General features: G+C 69.8%; 16 protein-coding genes and 1 tRNA gene. 5 read left to right on the forward strand and 12 right to left on the reverse strand.

What is annotated here, in order from left to right:
* Positions 1 to 89: 89 nt before the first annotated feature.
* The 7 genes from AC0HS0_RS05765 to AC0HS0_RS05795 all read right to left on the reverse strand — a co-directional run bounded on the left by AC0HS0_RS05765 (position 90) and on the right by AC0HS0_RS05795 (position 10,427).
* A complete protein-coding gene (locus tag AC0HS0_RS05765; RefSeq protein ID WP_472962384.1) occupies positions 90 to 329 on the reverse strand; it encodes a hypothetical protein in 240 nt (79 codons plus the stop codon).
* 11 nt (positions 330 to 340) lie between these two features.
* Positions 341 to 1,339 carry an MBL fold metallo-hydrolase gene (locus AC0HS0_RS05770; protein WP_472962386.1) on the reverse strand — a complete coding sequence of 333 codons (999 nt, stop codon included), beginning with the start codon at positions 1,337 to 1,339 and terminating at the stop codon, positions 341 to 343.
* Between the two features lie 73 nt (positions 1,340 to 1,412).
* Entirely contained in the window at positions 1,413 to 2,537 is a 1,125-nt protein-coding gene (locus AC0HS0_RS05775) for a nitronate monooxygenase (RefSeq protein ID WP_472962387.1), read from the reverse strand.
* A gap of 39 nt (positions 2,538 to 2,576) precedes the next feature.
* Positions 2,577 to 4,721, reverse strand: coding sequence for an acetate--CoA ligase family protein (locus AC0HS0_RS05780; RefSeq protein WP_472962389.1), 2,145 nt, complete (start codon positions 4,719 to 4,721; stop codon positions 2,577 to 2,579).
* Positions 4,722 to 4,773: 52 nt separating this feature from the next.
* On the reverse strand, positions 4,774 to 7,143 hold the full coding sequence (locus AC0HS0_RS05785; RefSeq protein WP_472962391.1) for an acetyl-CoA acetyltransferase: 2,370 nt from the start codon (positions 7,141 to 7,143) through the stop codon (positions 4,774 to 4,776).
* A 143-nt stretch (positions 7,144 to 7,286) separates the two neighbouring features.
* The gene (locus AC0HS0_RS05790) at positions 7,287 to 8,228 is read right to left on the reverse strand and encodes a LysR family transcriptional regulator (protein ID WP_472962392.1); all 942 of its coding nucleotides are present in this window, start codon (positions 8,226 to 8,228) and stop codon (positions 7,287 to 7,289) included.
* A 99-nt stretch (positions 8,229 to 8,327) separates the two neighbouring features.
* Positions 8,328 to 10,427, reverse strand: coding sequence for an acyl-CoA dehydrogenase family protein (locus AC0HS0_RS05795; protein ID WP_472962393.1), 2,100 nt, complete (start codon positions 10,425 to 10,427; stop codon positions 8,328 to 8,330).
* Positions 10,428 to 10,505: 78 nt separating this feature from the next.
* Between AC0HS0_RS05795 and AC0HS0_RS05800 the strand changes: the two genes are divergently transcribed.
* Positions 10,506 to 11,105, forward strand: a complete 600-nt coding sequence (locus tag AC0HS0_RS05800; protein ID WP_472962394.1) for a TetR/AcrR family transcriptional regulator — start codon at positions 10,506 to 10,508, stop codon at positions 11,103 to 11,105.
* A gap of 110 nt (positions 11,106 to 11,215) precedes the next feature.
* Here AC0HS0_RS05800 and AC0HS0_RS05805 read toward each other — a convergent pair.
* The 4 genes from AC0HS0_RS05805 to AC0HS0_RS05820 form a co-directional block, all read right to left on the reverse strand.
* Positions 11,216 to 11,304: transfer RNA gene (locus AC0HS0_RS05805), tRNA-Ser, on the reverse strand.
* A 70-nt stretch (positions 11,305 to 11,374) separates the two neighbouring features.
* Entirely contained in the window at positions 11,375 to 12,013 is a 639-nt protein-coding gene (locus tag AC0HS0_RS05810) for a DUF2510 domain-containing protein (protein ID WP_472962395.1), read from the reverse strand.
* Positions 12,014 to 12,056: 43 nt separating this feature from the next.
* Complete coding sequence (pntB, locus tag AC0HS0_RS05815) at positions 12,057 to 13,448, reverse strand: Re/Si-specific NAD(P)(+) transhydrogenase subunit beta (RefSeq protein ID WP_472962397.1); 1,392 nt, start codon at positions 13,446 to 13,448, stop codon at positions 12,057 to 12,059.
* Positions 13,445 to 15,067, reverse strand: coding sequence for a Re/Si-specific NAD(P)(+) transhydrogenase subunit alpha (locus AC0HS0_RS05820; RefSeq protein WP_472962399.1), 1,623 nt, complete (start codon positions 15,065 to 15,067; stop codon positions 13,445 to 13,447). The genes pntB and AC0HS0_RS05820 overlap by 4 nt, the downstream gene beginning before the upstream one ends.
* Positions 15,068 to 15,416: 349 nt before the next feature.
* Here AC0HS0_RS05820 and AC0HS0_RS05825 point away from each other — a divergent pair, with 349 nt between their 5' ends.
* The 3 genes from AC0HS0_RS05825 to prpB are packed head-to-tail and all read left to right on the forward strand — an operon-like array spanning position 15,417 to position 18,540.
* Entirely contained in the window at positions 15,417 to 16,085 is a 669-nt protein-coding gene (locus tag AC0HS0_RS05825) for a GntR family transcriptional regulator (RefSeq protein ID WP_472962401.1), read from the forward strand.
* The gene (locus tag AC0HS0_RS05830) at positions 16,082 to 17,635 is read left to right on the forward strand and encodes an MmgE/PrpD family protein (RefSeq protein WP_472962403.1); all 1,554 of its coding nucleotides are present in this window, start codon (positions 16,082 to 16,084) and stop codon (positions 17,633 to 17,635) included. The genes AC0HS0_RS05825 and AC0HS0_RS05830 overlap by 4 nt, the downstream gene beginning before the upstream one ends.
* Positions 17,635 to 18,540, forward strand: coding sequence for a methylisocitrate lyase (gene prpB, locus AC0HS0_RS05835; RefSeq protein ID WP_472962404.1), 906 nt, complete (start codon positions 17,635 to 17,637; stop codon positions 18,538 to 18,540). Before AC0HS0_RS05830 ends, prpB begins: the two co-directional genes overlap by 1 nt.
* Positions 18,541 to 18,640: 100 nt before the next feature.
* Here prpB and AC0HS0_RS05840 read toward each other — a convergent pair whose 3' ends face one another.
* Positions 18,641 to 19,651, reverse strand: a complete 1,011-nt coding sequence (locus AC0HS0_RS05840; RefSeq protein ID WP_472962406.1) for an aldo/keto reductase family protein — start codon at positions 19,649 to 19,651, stop codon at positions 18,641 to 18,643.
* Positions 19,652 to 19,801: 150 nt separating this feature from the next.
* Here AC0HS0_RS05840 and AC0HS0_RS05845 point away from each other — a divergent pair, with 150 nt between their 5' ends.
* On the forward strand, positions 19,802 to 20,233 hold the full coding sequence (locus AC0HS0_RS05845; protein ID WP_472962407.1) for a VOC family protein: 432 nt from the start codon (positions 19,802 to 19,804) through the stop codon (positions 20,231 to 20,233).
* The last annotated feature ends 16 nt before the right edge of the window (positions 20,234 to 20,249 follow it).

Genomic DNA, 20,249 nt, shown 5'->3' on the forward strand with positions numbered 1-20,249 from the left:
GCGGAATCCCGCGCCTTCTCGATGACATTGCACCGCTCTCGATTACTGCAGTTGTGGGGCTTCTGTGGGGGCTCCGCTGCTCTGGCGACTCACCATTCCAGCCCGACGTCTGAACGCGCCTCCCACACCAGCTCCTGGACCATCGCGGGAGGCAGGAGGCCGCGCGCGAGGTCCACCACCATCTGCAACGGGCAGTCGAGCACCGGTTCGAGCAATTGCTCGGGCACCGCGGCCTCGGAAAGTGCTCGTCGCATCAGCGAGGCGCCGCGTGGATCCGACAGCCACTCTTTCATCGTGCTCGCTGAGTCGAGCGGCTTGGGAGTGGTCACGATGTTCCCGGCTACCGCGTCAGTTCACCGGCGAGGACGAAGTCGCGATACATCTCGGTCTGCATCAGGCCGGAGTAGAGCATCACTCCCCCGACGAGCTCGTCCCAGCCGCCGGTCCAGGTCAGGCGGGAGGCGACCTCCCAGGTGGTGGCGGCGTGTTCGGTCTCGACGATCGCGGCGACCTCGCGCGCGCGGCGGAGCGCGTGCTCGGCGGCGGCCTGACGACGCGCGGCGAGGCCGTGAAAGCGGTAGCCGTGGCCGGGGATGACCTCGTACTCGTCGTACAGGGCCAGCCTCTCGAGCGAGTGCAGGTACTCGCTCAACGGGTTCGCAGCGGTTTCGGCGCCGAGGCCGATGCCGGGAAAGACCGTCGGCAGCACGTGGTCGCCGGAGAAGATGATCCGGCGCCGGTCGTCGACGATGCACAGGTGGCCGGGGGTGTGCCCCGGCGTCGCGAGCACCGTCCATTCCTCGCCGACGATCGGGAGGCTGTCGCCGTCCTCGAGCAGCGTGTCGGCGCGTCTGGGGCGGAGCCGCGGATCGGAGTGCGACAAGCGTTCGAGGAGCGCGTCGGCGTGGACGCCGGGCACGCCCCACCGGTCGAGGTGCTCGGGGAGGTCAGCCGGCACCGCGGAGCCATCGGCGTCCAGCGACTCCTGCTCGGCTCGGGACAGCAGCAGTCGGGCACCGCTGGCGTCGCGGAGGGTGTCGGCCAGTCCGATGTGGTCGGGGTGCGAGTGGGTCACGACGATGGTGGCGACATCCTCCAGTCGCGATCCGATCGACCGGAGGAATCCGCTCAGGCGGTCGAGCGATTCCACGGAGCCCCAGCCGGGGTCCACGACGGTCACGGCATCGTCGTCGTCCATGTGGACGACGCTCAGCGAGTAGGCGAGGAAGCCGCCCGGCATCGGCATGGGCACGGACCACAGACCCCGGTCGATCTCCTCCGGTTCGGGCAGACCGCCCGTCGTCGCGGCGCGATACTGCTGCGCGCTGACCGCCTCCATGCTTCCTCCTTCTGTTGCGCCGACTGCGACCGTCGCCCGGGAACGGCCCCGAACCGTCCCCCGGCGGACGCTCTCAGTTCGCCGGAACGGACACCAGTTCGCCGACGGTGCGAAGCCGTGCCTCGCACTCCCCGATGATGTCCTCCACCACCTGCTGCGTCGTGCGGATGCTCTCGAAGCTTCCCACGATCTGCCCGACGAAGAACGACTCCAACTCGAGCGCGCCCCCGTGACCCTGCTCGGAGGCCGCGTCGATGCGCTCCCACGCCTCGATCGTGAGCATGGGCTGCAGCGGCATCGGGAGGGCGGGCAAACCGGATGCGGCCCACTCGCGGTGCCATGCCGACAGCAGCTGCCGGGCGGGCTTGCCGGTGCGGGTCTTGTTGCGCTCGGTGTCGGAGCTGGTGGCAGCCAGGAACTTGTCCTTGATCGCCTGGACCGCCACGTCCTCGACGGTTGAGAGCCACACCGAACCCGCCCAGCCACCTGCGGCGCCGAGGGCCAGGGCGGCTGCGAGCTGCCGTCCGGAGCCGATGCCGCCCGCGGTGAGCACGGGCTTGTCCCCGGCCATAGCGATGATCTCCGGAGTGAGGATCATGGTGGCGATCTCGCCGGTGTGGCCGCCCGCCTCATAGCCCTGGGCGATGAGGATGTCGACACCGGCGGCGAGTTGACGCTCTGCGTGCTGCGGCTTACCAACGAGCGACGCGACGGGGATCCCCTTCGCCCGCGCTCCCGCGATCATCTCCGCAGGAGGGGTACCCAGTGCGTTCGCGATGAGCTTGATGTCGTGCTTGAAGCAGACCTCCAGAAGCTCGGGGACGACGCTCGAGTCGACGTTCGTCGGGTCATGCATCCTCCGGTTCTCAGGCAAGGGCGGGATGTCGTACTTCTCCATGAGAGAGGCGACGAAGTCGATGTGCTGTTGCGGGATCTGGGCGCGCAGGCTCTCGACCAGGTGCTCGCGGTCGGCGATCACCTTCTGCTCGGGCACGAGCAGGTCGACGCCGTAGGGCCGTCCGTCGAGTTGCTCCTCGATCCAGGTCAGCTGCGCGTCGAGCTCGGCGGGCCGGTAGGCGGTCGCGGCGAGGACGCCGAAGGCGCCGGCCTTGGAGGCCTCGACGACGACCCCCGGGGAGCGCTCGAAGGCGACGAGCGGGTGCTGGACTCCGACGAGTTCGGTGAAAGCAGTCTTCATAGTTGTTTCTCCTAAGCGGTTTCCGCGGGCGGGATGCGTTCAGCCGACCAGTTCGGCCGCACGCCAGGTGATGAGCGCGTCGAGCGCCTCGATTTCGGCTCCGTTCACGCGCAGCGGATTGATCTCCAGCGATTCGAGGTCGTCGCCCAGGGCGTGGACGACGTCGCCGATGGCGGAGATCACCTCGGCCAGCCGGTCGAGGTCGGCGGGCACGCCGCCTCGGGCTCCGTCGAGAAGGGGTGCAGACTTCAGCCCGCGGAGGAGCGTTATGACGCGCTCGGGTGAGACCGGTACCTGCGTCAGCACGGAGTCCCCGAACACCTCCACATACACGCCGCCGAGAGCGATCGCGAGCATCGGCCCCCAGCTGGGGTCGCGCACCGCACCGACGAGCAGTTCGACGCCGCCCGAGCGCATCGGTGAGACGAGGACACCTTCGATGCGAGCGCCGTCGACCGAGGCCCCGGCGCCGCGCACCGCCCGGTACGCCTCGCGCACCGCGTCCTCTCCCTCAAGCCGGAGGCGCACGCCACCGATGTCGCTCTTGTGCAGGATGTCGGGCGACGCGATCTTGAGTACGACGGGTCCCTCGAAGCTGTTCGCGGCCGCGACCGCGTCCTCCATCGACTGAGCGAGGACGGCAGGAACCACCGGGATTCCAGCACCGGCGAGAAGTTCGCGGGCCGCGTGCTCCGACCACACGCCGGAGGGGTCGCCCGCGATCTCGAGGGCGAGCGCCGGCAGCTGCGTGGCCCGAGCAGCGAGGTGCTCACGGCGGGCCTTCGACCAGCGGAAGACGCCGCCGAACGCGGTCACCGCTTGGCCCAGTCCGCCGACGGCGGCCGAGACGCCGCCGATCTGAAGGATCTCCTTGGTGTATTCGGTGACGGGCTGCTGCACCTGGTTCATGATCAGCGCCGGCTTGCCCGTAGCCTGTTCAGCAGCTTGTGCCCCAGCGCCGATCGCGGTGACGAGATACTGACTCTGCCACGGCCCATCGCCTTGCCACGGCAGACCGGTGATGGCGGCGACCGCCGCGATCGACGGGTCGGCGGCGAGCGCCTCGATGCTCCTGGTGAAGATCGTGGGGTCGATGATGGCGGCGCCGGTGACGTCCAGCGGGTTCTGGATCGTGCCGTAGGCCGGCATGATCTCGGTCAGCGCTGCGCGCGTCTCCTCGGTGATCGCGGGCAGCTCGACGCCCTCCTCCTCAGAACGGTCGGCGACGATATCGCATGCCCCGCCCGAGATCGAGACGATGCCGAGGCCACCCTCAGCGAGCGGCCCGGTGTGCGCCGCGAGGCCGGCGGTGATGAGCATGTCCTCGATCGTGTCGACACGGATCACGCCGAGGTCGCGGAACATGGCGTCGATCGTGCGGTCGTCGCCCACTAGTGCGCCGGTGTGCGCTGCGGCCGTGCGGGCGGCGAGCTGGCTGGAGCCCGCCTTGAGCACGACGACGGCCTTGCCTGATTCCAGTGCCGCCGTGGCGGCGCGACGGAAGACCTCCGGTTCCCGGACGGTCTCCATGAAGATCGCGATCGCTTTCGTCGCCTCGTCCTCGACGAAGAACTCAAGCGCGTGGCCCGCGGTGATCATCGCCTCATTGCCGAGGGTGACCATGTAGCTCAGGTCGTTGCCCGACATCGTCGCGAAGTCGAGCATCGCCGACGAGCTGGCGCCGCTCTGCGAGAGAAGCGCGATCGGGCCCGCTTGGCGTGGGAGCCCCGGGATAGCGGTGACCGGGATCTGATCCACGAAGTTCGCAAAACCGAGGTGATTCGGCCCGAGCACGATCATGCCCAGCCGCTCGGCGTGCGCCACGAGCTCCGCCTCCGCAAGCTTGCCCTCGGGGCCGGCCTCGCCGTACCCCGACGACAGGATGACGGCGTTCTTCACCCCGGCCTCGGCCGCCTCGGTCATGGCGTCCAGCGTGACGGCCTGCGGCACCTGGAGGAACGCGACATCCACCTGCTCGTCGATGTCCGCGATGCGCTTGACCGCGGGCCGGCCGTGCACCACATCGTTGCGCGGGTTCACCAGGTGAGTGTGCTCACCGAAGCCGAACTGCACGAGATTGCCGAACGCCATCTGCGAGAACATGGACTTGTCGCTCGCGCCGACCAGGGCGACGCTGCGGGGGCGGAACAGTGAGCGGAGCCGCTCGGGCGTGATGTCTGACATCGTCGTCATCCGTTTCTTTCGGGTCGTGTGGTGTGTTGTGAAGATGGAGGGGTCACTGGTTCTTCCAGCCCGGCTTGCGCTTGGTCGCGAAGGCGGTGATTCCCTCGATCGCGTCGGCGCTGGTCATCAGCTCGTCGAGGGCGGGGGTGCGCGCGGTGACCGCGTCGATCACATCCGGGATGCCGTGCGTCGCGTTCATCACCTCGAGCGAGATGCGAACGGACGTGGGCGACCCGTCGAGGATCTCCGCGGCGAGCGCCTTCGCCGCCTCCAGCGCTTGGCCGGCGGGGGCGATGCGGTTGACGACACCGAGAGCCTTGGCCTCCTCCGCACCGATGCGGCGGCCTGTGAGAATGAGTTCGGTCGCGACCTTCGCGGGGATCGCTCGCGGCAGTCGGACGACACCGCCGGCGCCGGCGATCAGGCCGACCTTCACCTCGCTCAGCGCGAACTGCGCGGTCTCGTCGGCCACCACGAGGTGGGAGGCCAGCGCGGTCTCGAAGCCGCCTCCCATCGCGAAGCCGTTGACGGCGGCGATGACGGGCTTGTTCATCCCGCGCCTGCTGGTGAGTCCGGCGAACCCGGACGCCGGGATGTAGTTGGGCTTGCCCGTCGCGGAGTAGACGAGGTCGTTCCCGGCGCAGAACGCTTTGTCGCCCGCGCCGGTGATGATGGCGACCCACAGCTCGCGGTCGGCGAAGAACGCGTCGAAGACCTCGGCCAGCTCCTCGTGCGCCGGCGGGAAAAGCGCGTTGCGGGCCTCGGGCCGGTTGATGGTGACGATCAGGAGGTGGTCGTCGCGCTCGACGGTGACGTACTCGTAGCTCTCACGGAGGACGGGCTTGCGGGTGGGTCGCAGCTCCTCCGCGCGGTCGCGGCTGACGGTGACCCGGTTGCCGGGGCCGGTGGCCAGCACCCAGATACGGCTGCCGATCGGCTGCTCGCTCTCGAGCAGGGCGATTATCTCGTCATCCCCCTCCAATCCCATCGCGACGAAGCGCTCGCCGGTCTCCTCCAAGCGGCCGATGACGATGCCGGTCTTGCGTCCCTCGCGGTCGTGCTTGATCGTGTAGCTCTCGATGGTCGCCCAGCCGTTCGCGCGGGTGACCTGCGCGGGTGCGGCGGGTGCGTCGACCCGCTCCTGGATTCCCCGAGAGCGGTCGGGCTGCCACTCGCGCGGGGTGGTCGAGTAGACGCCGGTCGAGTACTTGCTGAGGATGCCGCCGTTCGCGCCGACGAACCCGAAGGATCCCGGGTGCCGGCGGGCCCGCTGCACAGTTTCGGCGATGGCGTGCATCGAGTAGTTGTTGCCTGCGCCGCCGAAGAACGGCAGTCCTCCCGTGAGGGTCAGGCCGCGCTGGTCGTCGGGCGAGAGCCCGAGGCCGTCGACCGCGGCGTTGAACACCGGGATGGGGAAGCAGCTGTAGAAGTCCCAGGTGGCGATCTCGTCGGCTGAGACGCCTGCCATCTCCAGGGCGGCGCGCGCGGCGAGCTGGGCGGCCGGGCTCTCGGACAGGTCGGGGCGGTCGAAGAGGTCCCGCTCGCGCACATCGGCGTGGCCGTGCAGGTACACCCACTTGCTCTCGGGCACGCCCAGTTCGCGTGCGGCCTCCACTGAAGCGATCAGCACGGCGGCGCCCTGGTTGACCTGGTCGCGGGAGACGACGTAGCGCTGGTAGGGGTCCGCGATGGGACGGTTGGTCTCGGTCTGCGTCACGAGCTCGGCGGCGGAGCGCTCGACCGGTGCCGAGGCGTACGGGTTGGTGGCGGCGACGCGGGTGAACGGTGCGAACAACCGTCCGATCTCGGCGTCGTACCCGGCGCGGGAGAGCCCGAGCCGGGCGCGGCGCGCGTTCTCGAGCAGGGCGTACTGGCTAGGTGCGTCGGAGAGGCCGTGGTTGACGGCCTCCATCGACATGAGGCCGGCGAGGCCGAACCCGCGGTCCTCCAGGTCGCCGTCGACGGTCTCGGTGAAGTCGGGGCGGTCCTCGTTCTTGGCGAGCGCCCGTGTGGTGGAGATGGCCTCTGAGCCGAAGACGAGGGCGACCCGGGCGCGGCCGGCCGCGATGTCCCCGGCCAGCTCGGTGACGAGGTGCTGGGGCCCCTGCCCGCCGCCGACCTCGAGGATCGCCCGGGCCGGGTCGGCGTTCAGGTGCGCGGCCACCGACCGCGGATAGTTGTTCGACTTGCCGAGCGGCGCCGGTGCGCCGGGGGTCGAGATCTCGAACTGGCGGATCCCGGCGACGGTGTCGATCGCGTCGCGGATGCCGGCCGGGTCGGCCTCCGTGTCATCGATGGCCCGTGCTGAGGCGCGCGCGGCCAGCTCGACTGGCGACAGCGCGTCGTAGCCGTCATCCCCGAGGCGGTCGATGATCTGGCCGACGCCGATCAGCACAGGGGTACGGGGGTCGATCTGGGTCATTGCTCGCCTTTCGCCACGTGCCGTGGCGGAGGCGAGACTGCCTCCGCTGGCACTGCGACGAGTCGAACACGAGCGACCCCGCGTTGTTAATCACGGATGCCGACACCCGTGGATGTCTCAAACCGCAATGCGTCGCAGGGGGCTCAGTCAGCGTGTACGGCCGCTCGGTGACCCCGCTGGGCCAGCCGCAACGCGGCGAGCGCACGAGCCAGCGACGCATTCTCGGCGACGGCGCTCTCCGAGAAGACCACGCCGAGCCGCATGACGAGCCCCTCCCCCGAGACGGGGATGGTCACGAAGTCGGGTGCGGCGAACACCCGCCCCAGGACCGACCCGGGCACGTCGGGGACGAAACAGGCGAGGTGACGAGACCACACCTGCGTGGCCGTCTCCGCAGCGCCGACGGGGCCCGGCATGTCGAGCATCGCGTCGATCCCCGCGTCGCCAAGCCGCTGCCGGTGCTCTTCGAGGATCTTCGAGTGCAGCCGGCCGAGCGGGTGGACGAGCTTGCGCCCCCGCAGTTGTTCGAGCGTCAGCGTCGGCTCCGCCGCGAGCGCATCGTCATTGCGCACCGCGATCGCGAGCGGATATTCGTGCAAGAGCAGCTCGGCAAGCGAGTCGTCCGGCGACGGCAGGTGGACGAGGGCGAGATCGAGCGCACCGACGCGGACCCGCTTGGCCAGTTCGGTCGATCCGAACTCCAGCTGCAGGTCGTCGTCGACGTCGACACCGCTCACCCGGACATCCTCGAGGAACTCGTCGAGGTACGGCGTCGGGGCGAACGGCGTCGCGCCGACCCGGAGCGGCACACCCTGCTCCCTGAGCCGCGCGGCGATGTCGGCCACGGCATCCACCCCGCCCACAGCAGCACGCACCGGATCGACGAGAGCCGCCCCGAACGGCGTCAGCTCGACGTCGTGGTAGCCACGCACGAAGAGGTCGCCGCCGAGGTCGGCTTCGAGCTGCTTGATCTGACGGCTGAGCGGAGGGGGCGTCATGTTGAGGCGTGCGGCGGCGCGGGCGAAGTGTTTCTCCTCGGCGACGGCCAGGAAGCAGCGCAACCGATTCAGGTCCAGTGCGGTCACGGGTGCTCCTGTCGACGTCGACGCCTCCGCGTCAGGGCGCCGCGTGAGTTCTCGATCAGACTAGCTCCCCTTCATTGGCCCAAAGGCCGTTGGTCAGCGCTAGTCCTTCGGCATCCCGAGCGCGCGCGCGATGATATTGCGCTGGATGTCGCCGGTGCCGCCTCCCACCGTTCCGATCAGGCAGACCCGGAGGCTGTAGTCGAACAGCCCGCGGCCGATCGCGCCCTCCGCACCCTCGTCGAGCAGCGAGTCCGGCCCGAGCAGTTCGACGGCCAGCCGGGAGAACTCCTCGGTGGCCTCGCCGCCGACGATCTTCGCCAGGGGCGCTTCGAGCGCTCCGGCTCCGCGGTCGCCGCCCTCAGCCTGCGCGACCAGGCTGCGCGTGGTGAGCACACGGGTGGCCTGCAGCCGCGTGGCGATCCGGCCGAGCTCGTGGCGCTCGTGTGACCCGGCGGCGGGAAGCGTCCCGCGGCGTTCCAGTTCGCCGAGCAGGACCTCGAGCAGCCCGAGGCTGGCCATCGCGGTGCCGGCCATCGTGATGCGCTCCTCCGACAGAGCAGAGGTGATGATCTTCCAGCCGCCGTTGAGCTCGCCGATCAGGGCGTCCACGGGGATGCGCACGTTCTCGTAATGGCTGAACGCGTGCGTCTCGCCGGCGAGCGAGGTGATCTCCTCGATGCGGAACCCGGGAAGTCCACGCAGGTCGAAGAGGAAGAGGCTGATCCCTGCGTGCCGCGGGACGGCCTCGGGATCCGTCCGGGCCGCGAGCCATGCCCAAGACGCCCGCTGCGCCTGACCCCAGCGCTTAGTTCCGTTGAGCACCCATTCGTCGCCGTCGCGGACGGCGGTCAGCTGGACGCTGGCGAGATCGGAGCCGACTTCCGGCTCCGAGTAGCCCAGGTAGAAGTCGAGGTCGGCGTCGGCGATCAGCGGGAGGAACTTCTGCTTCTGAGCTTCGGTGCCGAATTTGATGATCGAGTTGCCGATCAGGGTCGAAGCGACCAGAGGAAGGGTTACGCCGATCCGCCGGCGGGAGACCTCCTCGGAGAGGACCGCCCGCTCGGCGACGGAGGCCGAACGGCCTCCGTACTCCGCCGGCCAGTGCGCCGTAAGGAGGCCGCGCTGCTTCAGCTGATCGACCAGCGCGTCGTTGCGCTCGGCCTGGCGGCCGCTGCCGTTCTCCGGCTGCCACGTCTGGAAGAGGGTGCGCAGCTCTCCGCGGAGGGCCTCGGCCTCCTCCCCTAGGTCGGCGCTCGGGTAGGCCGCTCCCGTGCGGATGATCTCGTCGGCGACGCTTCCGGCCGCGCGCGGGAAGAGCGGGATGCGCGCCAGGTCGGCGTGGACCCGGCGGAAGAGCCACGGTCCTGGGTAGCGGTCGAAGAAGCCGGAGGCGGCAAGAGTGTGGTGAGCCTCGAACTGTGTCCAGGATGCCCGGTCGAGTGCGTGCGCGACCACCATCTCCAGGGCCAGGCTCGCCGTCGGGTCACCGGACTCGTCGAGGCGGACGGCATCGTCGATGAGCGCTCGGGCCATCGCGACCTCGATCGCGATGTCGACGGCGCGGTGCTGCACCGCCTGGTAGCTGCCGATGCGGTGACCGAACTGCACACGGGTCTGCGCGTGCCGGATGGCGAGCTCGTGCGTGGCCTCCACGGTGGCGAACGCCCGTGCAGCAAGGGCGAACCGATAGCGTGCGACGACAGCGTCCACGGTCTCCGGCGCCAGTTCGACGTCGTGGATGACGGCGCCCAGTGTCAGCCGGTGCCACGAAGGAATGGACATCCCGGGCGTCTCGACGGCCGCCTCGACCTCGTGGACGGTGACCCGTCCCGTCGCGGTGTCGGCCACGATCACGTGCGAGACGATCTCACCGAATTCGACTGAGCCGACTCGGCCTTCGTCGACCGAGTCGCGCGTCGTGAAGGCGGGCGCGTTGCCCTCGGCGACGAAATCGATCGCGTCTCCCAGGAGCTGTCGAGCGGCCCAGACGTCGGCGACCGGCGCAGGGGCGAGGGCCCGGCCGAGGGTGCGCATGGTCTCGACCAGATCGCGCAGTGTGGCGGGAGCCGCGCCTCCCGCGTACTGCAGCTCGCGCCACAGTCGTGCCGGGTCGGCTGATACCAGCGCCGTCGCCTGCGGCCAGCTCGTCTCCAGCGCGTCAGCAACAGTCGCGCTCTCCGTCGTCTCCGATACGGTCATCGTCGAACTCCTTCGTACTTTCGGACCATGTGGTCCGAAACGATAGCATAGGTCGACGACGAGTCGAGGAGATGACCTGTGACACAGACGACCGGGCGACCGAGATCCGCCGACGCAGAGGCCCGGATGACGGAGGCGGCGGTCGACGTGTACGCGCGGGCCGGCTGGGAGCGCTTCTCCATCGCCGCGGTCGCCAAGCAGGCCGGCCTCGGCAAGTCGTCCGGCTATCTGCGGTGGGACTCCAGGGAGGGACTCCTCGCGGACGCGCTCGAACAGCACGGCGCGCATGTCCAGGACGTCGACACCGGCGCGGTCCGCACCGACCTGATCGAACTCGGGATGGCGCTGTACGAACTCTTCGCGGGACCAGCCGGCCTCGCCCACCTCCGCCTCCGCATCGACGCGCTCGTTGTGCCGGAACTGCGGGAGGTCCAGGCCGGTATCCAGAACACGCAAGTGACTGCGGCAAGGCGGATCGTTCAGCGCGCGATCGGCCGGGCAGAGCTACCGCCCCACACGTCGATCAGCCTGGTCCTCAATGCGGTCTGCGGCGGCGTTACGAACGACATCGCAACGACGAAGCACCTCGCAGCCGGCACCGACGTACCCAAGGCCCGCGAACACTGCGAACGGCTTGTGGACTTGGTGCTCGGCGGCCTGGGGAGCACAGACGCGTAGATTCGGCAGAGCCCGATTGCGGGGCGTGCCTCAAGGCGACCCGTGGGGCTTTCGTGGGGAATTGCTTGACGGGTCGCTACAGAAAGCGGCTCTGACCAGCACTTTTACTGCGGAGACGGAGGGATTTGAACCCTCGGTCCCCTTACGGGGACTCCACCTTAGCAGGGTGGTGCACTAGGCCTGACTATGCGACGTCTCCTGAGCGCCCGCGGGCGGACGCACGACTGCCATCATAACGGACGTTCCGCGCCCGGCCGGACACGGGGCTCTCAGGCTCCGACGCCCGGGGCCGGGAGGTCGTGGATGATCGACGACATCAGCCCGGCCACCAGAGTTCCCGTGACGATCAGGCTGATGCCCACCACCGCGATCATCACCCAGATCGGCACCAGGCCACGGCGCGGGGCGACGCGGCGCACGATGACCGAGCGGCCGATCACGTACACGGCGCTCGACAGGAACGACCATGCCCAGTGGAACGGTCGCTCCACGCCGCGCCGGCCCAGCTCGCGGTAGTCGAGCCACGAGAAGACGATCGTGGCGGCGTAGATGAGCCAGCCCGCCAGGGAGTCGATCAGGAACGCCGGGTTGTAGATCTCGAGCATGTCCTGGGTCGACGGACGGGTGGAGTTCTCCAGGCTCTGCATGAAGTGCTCGTACCCGCTGAAGGGGTTGGTCACGAGCAGCAGCAGCACGCTCACCAACGGGAGCAGCACCACCAGCCAGATCCACACCGTGTAGATCGGCGCGTCCGGTGGCAGCGGACGGCGCGCGGCGACGGCCGCCACGCCGGGCGCATGACCGCCGACCTGGGCTGTCCATTGCCTTCCATCCCACCAGCGCAGGGGTGCCTCCCGGTACGGGTCTGGATACCAGCCGGGTGCCGGGGGCGTACTCGGGTCGGTCATGCTGCCTCCACTGCGATCGAAGTCGACGTCGAAGTCGACACCTCTAGAAGTACCCCAGAATCTCGTCCACGGCCTGTCGCGCATCGCCGAACAGCATGCGCGCGTTCTCGCGGTAGAACAGCGGGTTCGGCACGCCGGCGTACCCCGCAGCCATCGACCGCTTGAACACCACGACCTGGCTGGCCTCCCACACGCGCAGCACCGGCATGCCCGCGATCGGGCTGCTCGGGTCTTCGGCGGCGGCCGGGTTGACGGTGTCGTTCGCTCCGATGACCAGCACCACGTCGGTGCGGGACAGGTCGTCGTTGATCTCGTCCATCTCGAGCACGATGTCGTACGGCACGCGCGCCTCGGCCAGCAGCACGTTCATGTGTCCGGGGAGGCGGCCGGCGACGGGGTGGATGCCGAATCGGACCTCCACGCCGCTCTCGCGCAGCTTCTTCACGAGCTCGGCGACCGGGTACTGCGCCTGCGCGACGGCCATCCCGTAGCCGGGCGTGATCACGACCGAGGTCGCGTTCTTCAGCAGCTCGGCGGTCTGCTCGGCCGTGACCTCCTGGTACTCGCCCTGCTCCTCGGCTCCGGAGGCCGCGGGCGCCTCGATGCCGAAGCCTCCCGCGATCACCGATAGGAACGACCGGTTCATCGCCTTGCACATGATGTACGACAGGTAGGCGCCCGACGAGCCGACCAGCGCGCCCGTGACGATCAGGAGGTCGTTGTCGAGCAGGAACCCGGAGGCGGCGGCCGCCCAGCCCGAGTAGCTGTTGAGCATCGAGACGACGACGGGCATGTCGCCTCCACCGATCGACGCCACCAGGTGCACACCGAGCGCGAGGGCGACCAGCGTGACCACAGCGAGCAGCCACAGCTCCGGCGTCACCACGTACCAGGCGGCGAGCCCCACGAACACGACCAGCGCGCCGACGTTGAGCACGTTCTTGCCGGGCAGCACCAACGGCTTCGACGAGATCCGCGCCGACAGCTTGAGGTAGGCGACGATCGAGCCGGTGAACGTGACGGCGCCGATGAAGATGCCGATGACCACCTCGGCGCTGTGCACCCCGGCGAGCGCACCGGGGAGGTGCGGGTGCGAGAGGTAGCCGTTCCAGCCGACGAGCACCGCGGCCAGGCCGACGAAGCTGTGTAGCAGCGCGATCAGCTGCGGCATCCCGGTCATCTGCACTACGCGTGCCCGCCACAGGCCGATGGCCGCGCCGATCAGGATCGCGACCGCCATCAGGATCAGGCCGGATCGCGCGATCGCGCCCTCGGCGGTGAGCCAGATCGTCGCCACGAGGGCGATGACCATGCCGGCGATCCCGTAGAGCACACCGCCGCGGGAGGTCTCGTGACGCGACAGCCCGGCCAGGCTGAGGATGAAGAGGACGGCGGCGACGAGATACGCGGCGTTCGCCACGGCGTCCGCGGTCACCGGCGGGCTCCGCCCCGGCCGGCCGCTCTCGACCCGGCGCCGCCCGGCCCGCCTGGCCCACCGCTGTCGCTCCGCGAGAACATCGCGAGCATCCTCCGCGTCACCGCGAAGCCTCCGAAGATGTTGATGGAGGCCACGAGCACGGCGACCGCGGCCAGCACCTGAACGGTGACGTCGGGTGTGGTGATCTGCACGATCGCGCCGACCACGATGATGCCCGAGATGGCGTTCGTCACACTCATCAGCGGTGTGTGGAGGGCGTGATGCACGTTGCCGATCACGTAGAAACCGATGACGGTCGCGAGCACGAGCACCGTGAAGTGTCGCGGGATCGGGTCGGGCGAGAACGCAGTCAGCAGGAACAGCGCCGCCAGCCCGACCGCCGTCAGCACGGCCTTGCGCCTCGGCGTCAGCCAAGGTTCCTTGGGCGCCGGCGCGGCGACGGTGGAAGGGCCGGCGGTGGGCGCCGCAGCGGCCGGTGCCGCAGAGACCTGCACGGGTGGCGGCGGCCAGGTCGTCTCGCCGTCCCGCACCACGGTCACCGAGCGCTGCACGACGTCGTCGAAGTCGAGCGTCAGCCGGCCGTCCTTGTACGGGGTCAGCAGGGTGAGAAGGCTGACCAGGTTGTTCCCGTACAGCTGCGACGACTGGGTCGGCAGCCGCGACGGGAGGTCCGTGTAGCCGAGGATGATCACGCCGCCGTCGGTCACCACCCGCTCCCCCGCGACCGATCCGGCGACGTTCCCACCCTGCGCCGCGGCCATGTCGACGATGACCGAGCCGGGCCGCATGCTCGCGACGTCGTCCGCTGTCAGCAGTCTGGGCGCCGGGCGTCCGGGGATGAGGGCGGTCGTGATGACGATGTCGACGTCCCGCGCCTGCTCGGAGTAGATCTCGGCGGCGCGACGGTCGTAGGCCTCGCTGGTCTGCTTGGCGTAGCCGTCGGCGGACTGCATCGCGTCGTCGCCGGCGACCTCCACCGCCAGGTATTCGCCGCCGATCGAGCGCACCTGGTCGGCGACCTCCGGGCGCGGGTCGGTGGCGCGCACGATCGCCCCCATGCTGGAGGCCGCGCCGATCGCCGCGAGCCCGGCCACCCCGGCGCCGGCGACGAGCACCTTCGCGGGCGGCACTTTGCCGGCCGCGGTGACCTGCCCGGTGAAGAAGCGGCCGAACTCGTGGGCGGCCTCCACCACCGCGCGGTAGCCGGAGATATTTGCCATCGAGCTCAGCACGTCCATCGACTGCGCGCGCGAGATGCGCGGCACGGCGTCGAGCGCCAAGGCGGTGATCCCGCGCTGCGAGAGGGCGGCCAGGAGGTCGGGCCGGAGCCCGGGACTGAGAGTCGCGACGAGTGTGGCGCCATCGGCGAGCAGGGCGATCTCGTCGTCGGCGGGGGGCGCGACCTTGAGCACGATGTCGGCAGCCCATGCGTCGTTGCGGGCGACGATGCGGGCGCCCGCGGCGGCGAAGGCCTCGTCGGTGAAGGCGGCGCGCACACCGGCCCCGCGCTCCACGATGACGTCGTAGCCCAGGGAGACGAGCTTCTTCACGGAACTCGGGCTGGACGAGACGCGGGCTTCACCCGGACGTTCAGCGACGATGCCGACTGTCGACACCTGGCCTCCCTGCCTTTTGATCTGGACCCTACCAGGCCGGGCTCGCGCACTGCCGGAGGAGATCCGGTCGTGACACGCCCGTGATCTCCGCTCTGACGAAGCGCGGAAGGAGATCCTCGCGCGCGTCTCCGCTCAGAGCTCCGGCCAGAATGGAGGACATCACCCGGCGCACGTCGCCTTCGTGAGCGATCGCTGGGTTCCGGAGGTCGCAGAGTTCCAGGAGTACGGCTACGTGCGGTGCGAGGAGCTGACGAATCCCCGCGCGCTTAGCGCCGCGTATACATAGATGGTGGTTTCTGGGACGGGAGGTCGCCGGGTGTACTCTTGTGTATACACAGGAGGTCCAGCCATGGAAGCGAAAGCGAGCGATCGCGCCTACGCGTCGCTGCGCGAGGACATCGTCGAGTGGCGCCTCCAACCGGGCACGGTGCTGCAGGAGGTCGAGCAGTCCGAGCGGCTGGGCGTCTCGCGCACGCCGGTGCGGGAGGCGCTGGCCCGCCTGACCGCCGACGGCCTGGTCGCCGCGCTGGGCGGCCGCGGTCTCGTCGTCACCGCCGTCTCGGTCGAGTCGGTGCAGCAGTTGTTCGAGCTGCGCCGAGCGCTGGAGCAGGAGTCCGCCCGCGCAGCGGCCAGAAACCGCGACCCCGACGCCTTCCTCCACCTCCGCGACCGCTTCCACGACGCGGCCGAGCTCCTCGCCGACGGCGACCCCTCGCACGCCCGCTACTACGCCCTCGTCGACGACCTCGACCGGGCCATCGACGACGCGGCAGCCAACCCCTACCTCGTCGCAGCACTGCGCAACCTCCGGCCGCACCTCGCGCGTCTCCGGCGGGTCTCGCGCGACGACCCCGACCGCCTGACGGCCGCGGCCCAGGAGCACCTTCTCATCGTGGAGGCCATCGTCGACGGCGACGCCGAGCTCGCCGCCTCCGCGACCCGCGTCCATCTCTACCGCAGCCTGCAGAGCGTGCTGGCATCGGCAGAACGACTCACCTCGATCAAGGAGACACCGTGAGAACCCACAACGTCCGCGTCCACCGCAGCGACGAGAACCTCGCCCGCGAAGACCAGCTCGCGTGGAAGATCGCCCAGGTGGCGACCGACCCCGTCGAGGTCGGCCGCGAGGTCGTCGACATGGTGATCAACCGCGTCATCGACAACGCCGCCGTGGCTGCGGCCTCCCTCAGCCGCAAGCCCGTGGTCTCCGCCCGCTCGCAGGCGCTGGCCCATCCGTTGCCGACGGCGCAGCTGGAGGAGATCGTCTCGACGACCGAGCACCCGCAGCACGGCTCGACCGTCTTCGGCGAGCCGCAGTCCGTGCGCGTGAGCCCGGAGTGGGCGGCCTGGGCGAACGGCGTCGCGGTGCGGGAGCTGGACTTCCACGACACGTTCCTCGCCGCCGAGTACTCGCATCCCGGCGACAACATCCCGCCGATCCTCGCGGTCGCCCAGCACGCCGGCCGCAGCGGCCACGACCTGATCCGCGGCATCGCGACCGGGTACGAGATCCAGATCGACCTGGCGAAGGCGATCAGCCTCCACGCCCACAAGATCGACCACGTCGCCCACCTCGGCCCGTCCGCCGCCGCCGGCATCGGCACCCTGCTCGGGCTCGACACCGAGACGATCTTCCAGGCCGTCGGCCAGGCCCTCCACACCACCACGGCGACACGGCAGTCGCGCAAGGGCGAGATCTCCAGCTGGAAGGCGCACGCCCCGGCGTTCGCAGGCAAGATGGCGGTGGAGGCGATCGACCGGGCGATGCGCGGCGAGACCTCCCCGACCCCGATCTACGAGGGCGAGGACGGCGTGATCGCCTGGCTGCTCGACGGCCCGACCGCCTCCTACGACGTGCCGCTGCCGGAGGCCGGCGAGGGCAAGCGGGCGATCCTCGACTCCTACACGAAGGAGCACTCGGCCGAGTACCAGGCGCAGGCGTGGATCGACCTCGCCCGCAAGCTCCACAAGGAGCACCCGGAGGTCGGCGACCCGGAGCGCGTGGAGAGCATCGTCATCCACACCTCGCACCACACCCACTACGTGATCGGCTCGGGCGCCAACGACCCGCAGAAGTACGACCCGACCGCCTCGCGCGAGACGCTGGACCACAGCATCCCGTACATCTTCACGGTCGCCCTGCAGGACGGCGGCTGGCACCACGAGAAGTCGTACCTCCCGTCGCGCGCGGCCCGCCCGGACACCGTCGCGCTGTGGGGCAAGGTCACCACGACCGAGGACCCGGAGTGGACCCGCCGCTACCACTCCATCGACCCCGACGAGAAGGCGTTCGGAGGCCGGGTGGAGATCACCCTCGCCGACGGCCGCGTCATCACCGACGAGATCGCCGTCGCCGACGCCCACCCGCTCGGCGCGCGGCCGTTCGCCCGCGCCGACTACGTCGCCAAGTTCCGGTCGCTGGCGGCCGGCGTGCTCGACGAGGCGGAGGTCGAGCGCTTCCTCGACCTCGCGCAGCGCCTCCCCGACCTGACCGCGGAGGAGCTCGGCGGCCTCACCATCACCGCTCCGGCCGGCACGCTGCCGGCCGCGCCGAAGGGACTGTTCTGATGCTGTACTCCTCCGTTCCCGCCCACGAGAAGCGGGCCGCGTTGCGCGCACGACTGGCGTCCGGCGAGCTGCTGCGCTTCCCCGGCGCGTTCAACCCGCTGAGCGCGCGCCTCATCCAGGAGAAGGGCTTCGAGGGCGTCTACATCTCCGGCGCCGTCATCGCCGCCGACCTCGGCCTCCCTGACATCGGGCTCACCACGCTGACGGAGGTCGCCGGCCGCGGGCAGCAGATCAGCCGGATGACCGACCTCCCCACCCTCATCGACGCCGACACCGGCTTCGGCGAGCCGATGAACGTGGCCCGCACGGTGCAGGAGCTCGAGGACGCGGGCGTCGCCGGCCTCCACATCGAAGATCAGGTGAACCCCAAGCGCTGCGGCCACCTCGACGGCAAGGCCGTCGTCGGCCTCGACACCGCGACCAAACGCATCCGCGCCGCGGTCGACGCCCGCCGCGATCCGAACCTGCTGATCATGGCGCGCACCGACGTGCGGGCGGTGGAGGGGCTGCAGGCCGCGCTCGACCGCGCGAAGGCGCTCGTCGATGCGGGCGCTGACGCGATCTTCCCGGAGGCGATGGCCGACCTCTCGGAGTTCGAGGCCGTGCGCAACGCGGTCGACGTGCCGGTGCTCGCCAACATGACCGAGTTCGGCAAGAGCGAGCTCTTCTCGGCCGAGCAGCTCGCGAGCGCGGGGATCAACATCGTCATCCACCCGGTGTCGCTGCTGCGCATCGCGATGGGCGCGGCCGAGCGCGGTCTCGACACGCTCGTGCGGGACGGGTCGCTGAAGGCGGAGGTCCCCGGAATGCAGACCAGAGCGCGGCTGTACGAGCTGCTCGACTACGCCGGCTACACCGCGTTCGACACCAACGTGTTCGACTTCGAGGTGCCCACCGGGCGCTGACGCGCTGCGTTCCACGGCCGAAGGGCACGTAAACGCCCCCAAAACGCAGTCTTAGGGGCGTCTACGTGCCCTTCGGCGCTCGCGGGTCAGGCGTCGCGGGTCAGGCCTCGCGGGTCTGCGGGGAGCGGGTCGCGGTGTGGCTCGCGTCGCGCTCGACGGCGCCGCCGAGCACCTCGTCGATCCGGCCGAGCAGCTCGGCCGGGATGGTGACGCCGGAGGCCTTCACGTTCTCCACGACCTGCTCGGGCCGGGAGGCGCCGATGATCGCGGTCGCGACGTTGTCGTTCTGCAGCACCCAGGCGACCGCGAGCTGCGCCGGCGTGAGGCCGATCTCCTGCGCGATCGGCGTCAGCTGCTGCACGCGCGTGAGCACGTCGTCCGACAGCCAGCGCTTCACAGCGCCCGCGCCGCCCTTCTCGTCGGTGGCGCGGCTGCCCTCGGGCAGCGGCGCGCCCGGGAGGTACTTGCCGCTCAGCACGCCCTGCGCCACCGGCGACCAGACGATCTGCGAGATGCCGAGCTCCTTGGAGGTCGGCACGACCTCCGCCTCGATGACCCGCCACAGCGCCGAGTACTCGGGCTGGTTCGAGATCAGCTGGAAGTTCAGCTCCTTCGCGAGCGCGGCTCCGGCTCGCAACTGGTCGGCCGTCCACTCGCTCACGCCGATGTAGAGGGCCTTGCCCTGACGCACAACGTCGGCGAACGCCTGCATCGTCTCCTCGAGCGGGGTCTCGAAGTCGAAGCGGTGTGCCTGGTAGAGGTCGACGTAGTCGGTCTGCAGGCGCGAAAGCGATGCGTCGATCGACTCCATGATGTGCTTGCGCGAGAGCCCGACGTCGTTGTGCCCCTTGGGCCCGGTGGGCCCGAACACCTTGGTGAAGATCTCGAGCGACTGGCGGCGCTCGCCCTTCAGCGCCTCGCCGAGCACGGTCTCGGCCGCGGTGTTGGCGTAGACGTCGGCGGTGTCGAAGGTGGTGATCCCGGCGTCGAGCGCAGCACGGACGCACGCGGTCGCGGTGTCGTTCTCGATCTGCGAGCCGTGGGTCAGCCAGTTTCCGTAGGTGATCTCGGAGATCTTGAAGCCGGAGTTTCCCAGGTACCTGAACTGCACTGTCGTTCCTTTCGTGACGGGTCGTCAGGCTCGATGCTAGGCACCCTGATTCAGCAAATCCAACAGTGGGCGGTTCTGGCATTCAGTGGTATCGACGATGAATGCGTGGGCTCCCCTGGCGACCACGCACCGCGGCCTAGACTCCCCACCATGACCGCACGGATCGCCAACGTCACCTTCCACGCCCACGATCCCGCGGCGCTCGCCCGATTCTGGGCCGCCGTCATGGGCTATCCCGAGCCCGAGTGGCTGACGCCCGAGGAGGAGGCCGAGCTGCGCGCCGCCGGCCTCACCGACGACGACCTCGCCGCGCGCGCAGTCGCGTGGGACGAGGATCCCGCGCACCAGCGCTTCTACTTCGCCCGGTACGACCACGAGAAGCGCCAGCGCAACCGCATGCACCTCGACATCAGCCCGTCGACCGGCCGCCATGCCACCCGCGAGGAGGTGGAGGCCGAGCGGGACCGGCTGGTCGCGCTCGGCGCCACCGTCGAGAAGGTGCTCGACGGCAAGTGGGGCCCCTACGACGAGTTCGCCATCATGATGCGCGACCCGGAGGGCAACGAGTTCTGCCTGCAGTGAGCCGACAGAACCTGCG

The sequence above is a fragment of the Leifsonia sp. PARNA 1/14 genome (assembly GCF_055720965.1).

Coding starts and splice junctions, on each gene's coding strand:
- AC0HS0_RS05785 (WP_472962391.1), bottom strand. CDS start 7,143: ATGACCCAGATCGACCCCCGTACCCCTGTGCTGATCGGCGTCGGCCAG.
- AC0HS0_RS05810 (WP_472962395.1), bottom strand. CDS start 12,013: ATGACCGACCCGAGTACGCCCCCGGCACCCGGCTGGTATCCAGACCCG.
- AC0HS0_RS05845 (WP_472962407.1), top strand. CDS start 19,802: ATGACCGCACGGATCGCCAACGTCACCTTCCACGCCCACGATCCCGCG.
- AC0HS0_RS05770 (WP_472962386.1), bottom strand. CDS start 1,339: ATGGAGGCGGTCAGCGCGCAGCAGTATCGCGCCGCGACGACGGGCGGT.
- prpB (WP_472962404.1), top strand. CDS start 17,635: ATGCTGTACTCCTCCGTTCCCGCCCACGAGAAGCGGGCCGCGTTGCGC.
- AC0HS0_RS05825 (WP_472962401.1), top strand. CDS start 15,417: ATGGAAGCGAAAGCGAGCGATCGCGCCTACGCGTCGCTGCGCGAGGAC.
- AC0HS0_RS05795 (WP_472962393.1), bottom strand. CDS start 10,427: ATGACCGTATCGGAGACGACGGAGAGCGCGACTGTTGCTGACGCGCTG.
- AC0HS0_RS05780 (WP_472962389.1), bottom strand. CDS start 4,721: ATGTCAGACATCACGCCCGAGCGGCTCCGCTCACTGTTCCGCCCCCGC.
- AC0HS0_RS05775 (WP_472962387.1), bottom strand. CDS start 2,537: ATGAAGACTGCTTTCACCGAACTCGTCGGAGTCCAGCACCCGCTCGTC.